Origin of the sequence: Sphaerospermopsis sp. LEGE 08334 (assembly GCF_015207205.1) — a bacterium.
Taxonomy (GTDB): domain Bacteria; phylum Cyanobacteriota; class Cyanobacteriia; order Cyanobacteriales; family Nostocaceae; genus Sphaerospermopsis.
The window spans coordinates 79,814-88,900 of record NZ_JADEXH010000024.1 but is presented as its reverse complement, the minus strand read 5'-3'; the positions used below and the strand labels follow the sequence as shown (position 1 = coordinate 88,900).

Annotated in this window: 9 protein-coding genes; 4 read left to right on the top strand and 5 right to left on the bottom strand. The window is 38.9% G+C overall.

The genetic code is table 11. From position 1 onward, the window contains the following. Nucleotides 1-410 precede the first annotated feature (410 nt). On the top strand, nt 411-1,442 hold the full coding sequence (locus IQ237_RS14865) for an isochorismatase (protein WP_194056443.1): 1,032 nt from the start codon (nt 411-413) through the stop codon (nt 1,440-1,442). Nucleotides 1,443-1,526: 84 nt separating this feature from the next. Here the strand turns inward: IQ237_RS14865 and IQ237_RS14860 are convergent, their stop codons facing one another. Then, nucleotides 1,527-2,417, bottom strand: coding sequence for a M23 family metallopeptidase (locus tag IQ237_RS14860; protein ID WP_194056441.1), 891 nt, complete (start codon nt 2,415-2,417; stop codon nt 1,527-1,529). Between the two features lie 488 nt (nt 2,418-2,905). On the opposite strand from IQ237_RS14860, the gene IQ237_RS14855 reads away from it, so the two are divergent. Beyond that, on the top strand, nt 2,906-4,108 hold the full coding sequence (locus tag IQ237_RS14855) for an HhoA/HhoB/HtrA family serine endopeptidase (protein WP_194056439.1): 1,203 nt from the start codon (nt 2,906-2,908) through the stop codon (nt 4,106-4,108). A 40-nt stretch (nt 4,109-4,148) separates the two neighbouring features. On the opposite strand, the gene IQ237_RS14850 is transcribed toward IQ237_RS14855, so the two are convergent. The 3 genes from IQ237_RS14850 to ispD all read right to left on the bottom strand — a co-directional run bounded on the left by IQ237_RS14850 (nt 4,149) and on the right by ispD (nt 6,123). Continuing rightward, nucleotides 4,149-4,493: a DUF760 domain-containing protein gene (locus tag IQ237_RS14850; RefSeq protein ID WP_194056438.1), complete on the bottom strand. Its 345-nt coding sequence runs from the start codon at nt 4,491-4,493 to the stop codon at nt 4,149-4,151. A 235-nt stretch (nt 4,494-4,728) separates the two neighbouring features. After that, the gene (gene scpB, locus IQ237_RS14845; RefSeq protein WP_194056436.1) at nt 4,729-5,268 is read right to left on the bottom strand and encodes an SMC-Scp complex subunit ScpB; all 540 of its coding nucleotides are present in this window, start codon (nt 5,266-5,268) and stop codon (nt 4,729-4,731) included. 156 nt (nt 5,269-5,424) lie between these two features. Continuing rightward, on the bottom strand, nt 5,425-6,123 hold the full coding sequence (ispD, locus tag IQ237_RS14840) for a 2-C-methyl-D-erythritol 4-phosphate cytidylyltransferase (RefSeq protein ID WP_194056434.1): 699 nt from the start codon (nt 6,121-6,123) through the stop codon (nt 5,425-5,427). A 251-nt stretch (nt 6,124-6,374) separates the two neighbouring features. Here ispD and IQ237_RS14835 point away from each other — a divergent pair, with 251 nt between their 5' ends. Then, nucleotides 6,375-7,334 (top strand): glycosyltransferase family 9 protein, encoded by a 960-nt coding sequence (locus IQ237_RS14835; protein WP_194056432.1) that lies wholly within the window; start codon nt 6,375-6,377, stop codon nt 7,332-7,334. A gap of 150 nt (nt 7,335-7,484) precedes the next feature. Here IQ237_RS14835 and IQ237_RS14830 read toward each other — a convergent pair whose 3' ends face one another. Then, nucleotides 7,485-7,967 carry a CRR6 family NdhI maturation factor gene (locus tag IQ237_RS14830; protein WP_194056430.1) on the bottom strand — a complete coding sequence of 161 codons (483 nt, stop codon included), beginning with the start codon at nt 7,965-7,967 and terminating at the stop codon, nt 7,485-7,487. A 578-nt stretch (nt 7,968-8,545) separates the two neighbouring features. Here IQ237_RS14830 and IQ237_RS14825 point away from each other — a divergent pair. Then, on the top strand, nt 8,546-9,004 hold the full coding sequence (locus tag IQ237_RS14825; protein ID WP_194056428.1) for a Fur family transcriptional regulator: 459 nt from the start codon (nt 8,546-8,548) through the stop codon (nt 9,002-9,004). The last annotated feature ends 83 nt before the right edge of the window (nt 9,005-9,087 follow it).

Below are 9,087 nucleotides of genomic sequence, written 5' to 3'. Positions count from 1 at the left end.
ATTCAGTCTCATTCTCTCATTTTTTCCTGAATTTATTCTCAATGCCCTATGAATTTCTCTTTAGTAGTCAAATGGGAATTAAAGTCTATATTTTTACTTTCTTTATTGCGTATTTATATTTAAGCCTCTATGCTGCTTATGATACTTGTATATGTACTACATTTTGAAGTGCGGAATGTGGGTTATCATAACTTTAAATTATAACTCAATTAACCAACAAAGTTAAAATCAGCTTTTTTGCAGTCTGCTTGTATATATTGTAGGGATTTATTAAGGCTAAAAATATACGAGTGTTGAAAAAGCGAGATTAATTATAAATTTGCGCCTTTGCACCTTTGCGCGAAATCTGGATCAAAATGTGGTTCATTTACCTGAAAATAGCTGTAAGTAGAAAAAGATTAAATAAACCCATGACAAAACCAAACCTACTCCCTATTCCTCCCCACTTCCACCCCAGTAAAGTCAGGGAAATATACCGCGTACCTTATCAACAACTAGCATCTGAAGCAGAAGCATGGACAAAACAATATAATATTCCCCCAGCAGCAACCGATAAAAACCGCATTTGTCTATTATTAATAGATGTACAAAACACCTTTTGTATTCCAGAATTTGAATTATTTGTAGGTGGAAAAACTGGAACTGGTGCTGTTGATGATAACAGAAGATTGTGTGAGTTTATTTATCGCAACTTGGGAAGAATTACCAAAATTATTCCCACCTTAGATACTCACACAGCAATGCAAGTTTTCCATCCCTTTTTTTGGATCAATGCAGATGGAGAACATCCCATACCAGCAGCAACTAATATCACTTTTGCAGATATTGAAACAGGCATTTGGCAAGTTAACCCAGCAGTTGCTCATAGTGTGACTAATGGAGATTATGAACTTCTGAAAAAACAAGCTTTTCACTATGTTAAACAACTAGATAAAGATGGTAAATATCCCTTGACAATTTGGCCTTATCATTCTATGTTAGGGGGAATTGGTCATGCTTTAGTTTCCGCAGTGGAAGAAGCAATATTTTATCATAGTATTGCTCGTCAAAGTCAAACCCAATTTGAATTAAAAGGGGAAAATGCTTTAACAGAAAATTATTCTATTTTACGTCCCGAAGTTTTAACAGGATTTGATGAAAAACCAATTGCTCAGAAAAAAACAAACTTGATTAAACAACTTTTAGAATATGATGCAGTGATTATTGGTGGACAAGCAAAAAGTCATTGTGTGGCGTGGACAATTGACGATTTATTAACAGAAATTCAACAGGTAGATAGCACCCTGACAAATAAAATCTATTTGTTAGAAGATTGCACATCTCCTGTTGTTGTACCGGGAGTTGTTGACTACACAGAACAAGCTAACGCTACTTTTGCTAAATTTGCAGCAGCAGGAATGCACATTATTAAATCAACAGAATGGGTGATTGGTGATTGGTAATTGGTAATTGGTAATTGGGAAGAATAAACTTTTGCATCTTACTTCTTGCATTATTACTGTCACCTGTCACCTGTCACCTCTCCTCTATTTCAAATATTCTTTTGGATCTTTTGCCGTCCAACCAAGGGGTTCATTAGCACGAATTTCAAAATGTAAATGTGGTTCTCTAGAAGTTGGTTGACCTGTAGCACCAACAGTTCCTAATATGTCACCGGGTTTTACATTTTGTCCCAGCTTAACTTGTATTGTTTCTAATTGAGCGTAACGAGTTTGTAGTCCACCTGCATGATTAATAATCACTAATTTTCCGTAGCTGGCTTGATCTTTAGCAAAGACTACAATCCCAGGAGCGATCGCTTGCACAGATGTACCAACTTCTGCTACTAAATCTACACCACTATGAAAAAAAACTTTACCTGTAATCGGATGAATTTGCCACCCATAAGGTAAGGCTACAGTTGTAGAATTAGCTAAAGGATATCCGGTTATACTTGCCGATGGTGACGTTGGTGTAGTTGCTACAGGAGAACTAGCAATTATCCGATTTTGTCTTTCTCTCATTCCTAGTAAAACAGGAACAAAAACAACTCTGGGGTTTTGTTGACAACCATTAATTTCAAACAATGTATCTGGACGAACTTTGTATTTTGCTGCCACTTGTCTCCAATTTTGACCACTGGGAACTTGTACCACAATTCCATCGAAGGGGGGAATTTGCAATTGAGTACCAGGTGTCACAGTACCGTTATTAACAAAGGGATTCATATTAATAATTGTTTCTAGCATGAGCTTATATCGCTCGGCTATGCTATCTAAAGTCTCACCACCAGTAACTTGATGTTTTTGAATTCTCGATAAGGCTGGAATTGGACAACTTGGTACTGCATTCGCGCTTTGCATTTGTAGCATTGTGGAAATTAGCCCCAAGCTGCTAATTAAGCTACAGAGAAAAATTGGACGATAGCGAAAAGTCATGTCAACTAATCCAAAAATAGCTAATTCTAGATTTTAGTGGGGGAATTTTCAAGAGGGATGATTTTTTTGGTTGACCGATAATTCTTTCATGCTACAAGTCCCCAAACTTAACCCCAACGTCAATCCAAAATTCAAAATCCAAAATCCAAAATTCAAAATCCAAAATCCGAAAACTGGAGATGATCCCAAATAATGTATTCAATTTCTGTTAACTAATCTGTTCACTTATCATTTGCTTGACTACACTTAGAAATTAGTAATGTAAGCATTCAGCTATCAGCAGTCAGTAGTCAGCAGTCAGCTTTTTCCAGCATATCCCCAAACCCACTACCCAAACTCACTATTTGATAATCTACAGATTTATCAAACATTCACACCTGCCTCCTGCCTCCTGCCTCCTACCTCCTGACTCCTGCCTCCTGACTCCTGAATTTTTACCTAGTAACTGTCTGACTGTGATCGTAATTATTCTTAATTAATTAATTAATATGAAGTTATCTGTGAAGCAATTAGCCGTTTATCTGTTTTTAGTGGCTATGGGTGGTAGTCTGGGTGTACTTGGTAGTCGATTTTTGCCCAGCAATGGTTCGTTTCCAGAGTTGAGAAATGTTACAGCGGCTTTACCTTCAGAATCTGTGATTACCTATCCTTCTCAGGGCTTGCCTAATTCTTCTGGTGGCGATAATGTAAATTTTATTGCTGCTGCTGTACAAAAAGTAGGTCCTGCGGTTGTGCGAATTAATGCTACTCGTAAAGTAGCAAATCCAATTTTTGACGCTTTGAAAAATCCTGTATGGCGGCGTTTTTTTGGTGAGGATGAAGAACCAATTCCCCAAGAACGAATTGAGCGCGGTACTGGTTCAGGGTTTATACTCAGCGAAGATGGTCAATTATTAACAAATGCTCACGTAGTCGCCCAAACAGATACAGTATTAGTCACCCTCAAAGATGGTAGAACTTTTGAAGGTAAGGTGGTGGGAGTTGATACTGTTACAGATGTAGCAGTAGTCAAAATTCCTGCGGATAAATTGCCTACCGTTAAATTAGGTAATTCACAAAATTTAATTCCTGGTCAGTGGGCGATCGCCATTGGTAATCCTTTAGGTTTAGATAATACCGTCACCATTGGTATTATCAGTGCCACCGACCGCACCAGCGCCCAAGTAGGCGTTCCCGATAAGCGAGTTAGTTTTATTCAAACCGATGCGGCAATTAACCCTGGTAATTCCGGTGGACCGCTTTTAAATGCCCAAGGTGAAGTTATAGGCGTTAATACTGCCATTCGCGCCGATGCTCAAGGACTGGGTTTTGCTATTCCCATTGAAACCGCTGCCCGCATAGCTCATGAACTATTTACCAAAGGAAAAGCAGATCACCCTTTTTTGGGCATTCAAATGGTAGACCTTTCACCGACCAAAAAACAGCAATTGAATCAAGACAATACACTCAACATTCAGCCAGATGTTGGGATTGTGATTAAGAAAGTTCTCAAAAATTCACCGGCAGAGGAGGGAGGACTGCTCCCTGGGGACGTGATTCAAAAAATCAACGGTAAGCCAGTGAAAATTACAGCCCAATTGCAGAAAATTCTTGATTCAAGTCAAGTCGGAGACATTCTCAAAATTGAAGTTAATCGTAATGGCAAAATTCAAACCTTTAGAGTACGCTTAGGAACTGAGATCCAAAATTAGTTATTAGTACAGGCGTAGTTGATCACGTCTGTACTCGGAACTATTGATTAGACAAATGCTCTAAGTGCATTCTTTGTTCCATCTGCCGCAGAAAATAACCAGTCATCATTGCTGATGCCAACAGTCCTGCGAGGTTATCTCGGTCTGTAGTAACTTGCACATTAAAACTCTCTCCTGGGAGCATTCCTACCAGTCCTTGGACATTCTGGGAAATGATTTGTTTAATTTCTGGACTGGCAGACTGGGCTACACGGGCTAGAACGTCGGGAGATTGATGCTGTAAATATTTCAATAACTGATTCGGATTTTCCCCCAAGTGTTCGTTCAGAAGCTGATTAGTGTGTTCCTCAGAGTTGTCATTCAAAAAATCAGGATCAAACACCATTGGCAATTCTTCTTAGCTTAGTTGCTAATTCTACTTTAAACCATATCACAAGCCTAGCGCATTTATCAGGGAACAGGAAAATGGCTTCGCCACGCTTCGCGAACAAGGAGTCAGGAGATCGAGGAGTCAGGAGTTATTTATTTTGGATTTTGGATTTTGGATTTTGGATTGTTTTTGTCAAGTCCAATCTAAAATCTAAAATCTAAAATCTAAAATTTTCTTCCCCAGTCCCCAGTCACCCATCACCTGTCACCTCTAACTCCAGTTCTAACTGTTGTTCTTTCTCGGTTTTGGGAATAATTTCGGGAAGTTGATCAATTTGGAAATATTGGTGAAATTTTGGCGTGACTTGTAATGAGTATGACCGGGATTCATTGTCTCGTCGTTTACGCACAAATCCTAATTCTACCAGTTCAGGAACGTGCTGATATACACCTGAACCCCGCAGTTCTATTAACTCACTTTGCAAAATGGGACTGTTAAGAGCGATCGCTGCTAAAGTCCGTAAAGCTCCCACACCCAACTCTACAGGGATCAAAGTCTGTACTAAATCATGAAAATCTGACCGCAGTTGCAAACTATAACCATTTGCGGTTTCGACAACTTCTAGCGCACTATCTCGACGGGCATAATTATCCATCAGTTCAATTATACCTTCTTCTGCTGTATGGCGATCGCACCCAGCATACTCGGCTATTTCACTCACAGACAAAGGTTTACCCTTTAAATACAAAATCGCTTCTATTTTGATTGCTATGGCTATATTCTTGGACATATTTAAAAGTTATAGGAATCAGGAGTCAGGAGGCAGGAGAATTTTAGATTTTAGATTTTAGATTTTAGATTTTAGATTGGATTCATGAAATACAATCCAAAATCAAAAATCCAAAATAAAATCACCAGTCCCCAGTCACCTGTCAGCTGTCACCTGTCAGCTGTCACCTGTCACCTGTTCCCTGTGACAGAGAATAAATTCTGCGATCGCCAAATCTTGAGGAGTTGTCACTTTCAAATTAGTCTCCTCTCCTGGTACTATCCGTACTTCAATCCCGCATTTTTCCAACAAAGCGGCATCATCTGTCACTTCCCAACCTTGACGCACACCCTCAGCATGACATTCTTTTAACAACTTCACATCAAATCCTTGGGGAGTTTGCGCCGCCCAAAGTTGCTCTCTGCTGGGTGTACTTTGAATTATGCCACTTTCCCCCACAACTTTAATTGTATCTTTTACAGGTATAGCCGCAATTAACCCCGGACAATGAACAATAGCTGCTGCACAAGCATTAAATAAGTCCGGTGTAGCTAAACATCGCGCCCCATCATGAATTAATACCTGTTCAGCATTTTCTGGTAATGCCTGTAATCCGTTATAAACTGACTCTTGGCGGGTAGCACCACCAGGAATAAACTCCACAGGTTTAGTTAGCTTTAAATCAGCCAAAATTGCCTTAAAGTCCTCCCAGTCGTGAGGTTGGGAAATAATTCCGATCCAACTGATAGCACTAGCAGCTTCCGCAGCTAACAAAGTCCAAGCAATAAGAGTTTTTGAGCGAACCTGTAATAAAAGTTTATTGCGATCAGCACCCATTCTTTTGCCGCTACCTGCGGACGGAATTAATAAATACACAACTTTCCTCGATTTTGTAAATAGCAGGAGTCAGGAGATCAAGGAGTCAGGAGTCAGGAGTCAGTAGTCAGTAGTCAGTAGTCAAGATCAAGAATTTTCTTCTCCCTAATCACCAATCACCAATCACCAATCACCAATCACCAATCACCAATCACCAATTACCAATCACCAATCACCAATCACCAATTACCAATTACCATTCCCCATTTCACATAAAATAAGGACGATAAGCTTCAATAAATATATTATTTATGCGAGTAGTAGCTTTTGTACCTGGTTCAATTGGCGACCAAGTTCTTTTTTTTCCCACTTTGGATGATCTCAAGCGTTCCTATCCCAACGCTCTGATAGATGTCGTTGTCGAACCCCGGTCAAAGGCTGCCTACCGAGTGAGCAAGTCAGTTCACGAGGTATTGACCTTTGATTACAAGGATCGTAATAGTTTAGCAGATTGGGGTAACTTGGTGGGAACAATCCGCGATCGCGAATATGATGTTGCCATCACTGCTGGAGAAAGTTGGTTTGTCGGTTTATTTCTCTGGTTGACTGGTATTCCCACTCGCATTGGCTTCCAAGGTAGTGGTGCAAATTTTCTCACCAGTGTTGTATCTCCCAATACATCCCAATATATCCCTTCCATGTATCATGATTTGTTGCAACCTCTGGGAATTAAGACACCTTGCCCACCGTTAGCAGTAAATATACTGAAACCAGATATTGAATGGGCGCAACAACAACAAAAACGCTTGGGTATCAATGACACAGGTTACATCTTGCTCTCTGGTGGTTCTGGTAAGTTCTCCCAAATCAATGGTGCTGATACCAGCTATCCTGTAGCTAGTTGGCAACAAATTATTCAAGATTGTCAACGCAAACAACCAGATTTACCGGTGGTGGTCATTAAAGAAATTGAGGATGATACATTTGTTTCTTCCCTAGTGGAATCTTGTCCTGGTATTAAAGTAATTGCCATTGATGATGTGGGCAAATTAACTGCCATAATTGGTGGAGCAAGTTTAATGCTTTCTCTCAACAGTGCGCCCCTACAAGTGGCTGTAGCTGTACAAACCTATACTATCGCCCTACTTGGTTCTACAGACCCAGGAAAGATATTACCAACCAGTGATAAATTCCTCGCCATTAAATCCCCCACTGGCAAAACCGCTGATATCGAACCTGCAACCGTTTTAGAAAAAATCTGGGGCGGTTGACTATTAGTTTTAGATTTGAGATTTTGGATTTTGGATTGATTGAAAAATCTAAAATCCGAAATTTATATAGCAGATGACAAACATTCTAACTCCTGACTCTTGGGGCAACCACGGGGGAATTGCCCCTACTGACTCCTGACTCCTTCATACTTATCTTTTTTCAATCATTTCAAAAAAGCCATCTTCTAATTCATAACCCAAGATTTGCGCGAAAGATTTAAGTCGGAATGGTGTAGGAATATTTTGTTGTTTTAGCCAATCACTTAAAATAAAAATTTTGTGCATCAAAAAGATTTCTAAGGCTTCAGGGTTGTACTGTATACCTTCTTTTTTAGTAAACTGATGGGGTACTAGCATAGCAGCATAACGGGCTAATTCCCCAGCTTTCCAATCTAGTAAAAACGGCAACCAGGGATATTTGGAATCTAAACGCACAAACCACAACCTGACCTCTGGAATTTCAGAAAGCTCCCGTGGATCATTTGCTTCCCGTTGGTAATTGATTTCAAAGCGCAATTGCTGTTCCTGGGATGTAATGGATTCCTCTTGCAGCAATGGTTCAATTACCTTTAATGCAGGTGACAAATCTAGATTATTTATAGAGTCGTTATTAAGGCTGATTGTGATTGTCATTGAATTTTTTGGCTGCTTTTTTGATTGCTCAAATGTGGTATCCAGAATCAACAGTAGCAGTTTTTAGGCATTAATGCTACTTTATCAATTGATAATTGACAATTTATAATTGATAATTGTTTCATTCAAGGTTTGAAACCTTCCCTTTCAAGGGGAAAAAAGAGCAAAATTCCGATTTTTCAATCCTCTCCCTTCAAGGGAGAAATCATTGTCAATTGTTCATTGTTAATTGTCCATTATTGAATGTGCTATTTTTTCTATTTTGCGTAGTTGTACTATTGACATTTTATAATTTTATATACATTTTCCCAAACTACAACCCCCTCACCTGGACATTTATGGTCTTGATAAGCTAAAGTTGTAATGAGTTTGTTTTAGAGTTAAGATGTAATTAATTATAAAATAACCCAAAACCAAACTGGCTCAAACCTGTAGTTAATCAAAGATGTCAGTATCAAATACACAAGGATAAGCAAAGAATATATCGTAAATATGTAATATCACTACGTATAAAAATTAACATTTATTTCATGAAAGCAGAAAACTATTCCTACAGTTCCTACAGTTAAAACTGAAATATGCAAAAACCAGCTATTTCTACAAAAGCAATTCGTTCTTTAGAAGATGCTCTAGATCGGTGTCAAATACTAGGTATGCGTGTTAGCCGCCAGCGCCGATTTATACTAGAATTACTATGGCAAGCTAAAGAACATCTTTCCGCTAGAGAGATTTACGATCGCTTGAACCAACAAGGTAAAGAGATTGGCCATACTTCTGTTTATCAAAATTTAGAAGCTCTATCCAGTCAAGGTATTATTGAGTGTATTGAACATTGTGATGGACGGTTATATGGTAATGTGACTGATGCTCACAGTCATGTTAACTGCTTAGATACAAATCAAATTTTAGATGTGCATATAGAAATACCAGAAGATTTGATCCAGCAAGTTGAGGCACAAACCGGAGTGAAGATTAGTGGTTACACCATCAACTTTTTTGGACATCGTAACCTGCAACCAGATCAAAATGATTATTAGACCTCTCCGAAAAAGAATGTAGAAACGTTGCATGCAATGTCTCTACAAGGGTTCTGGAAACCGCATATTTAATTTCTGGAGAT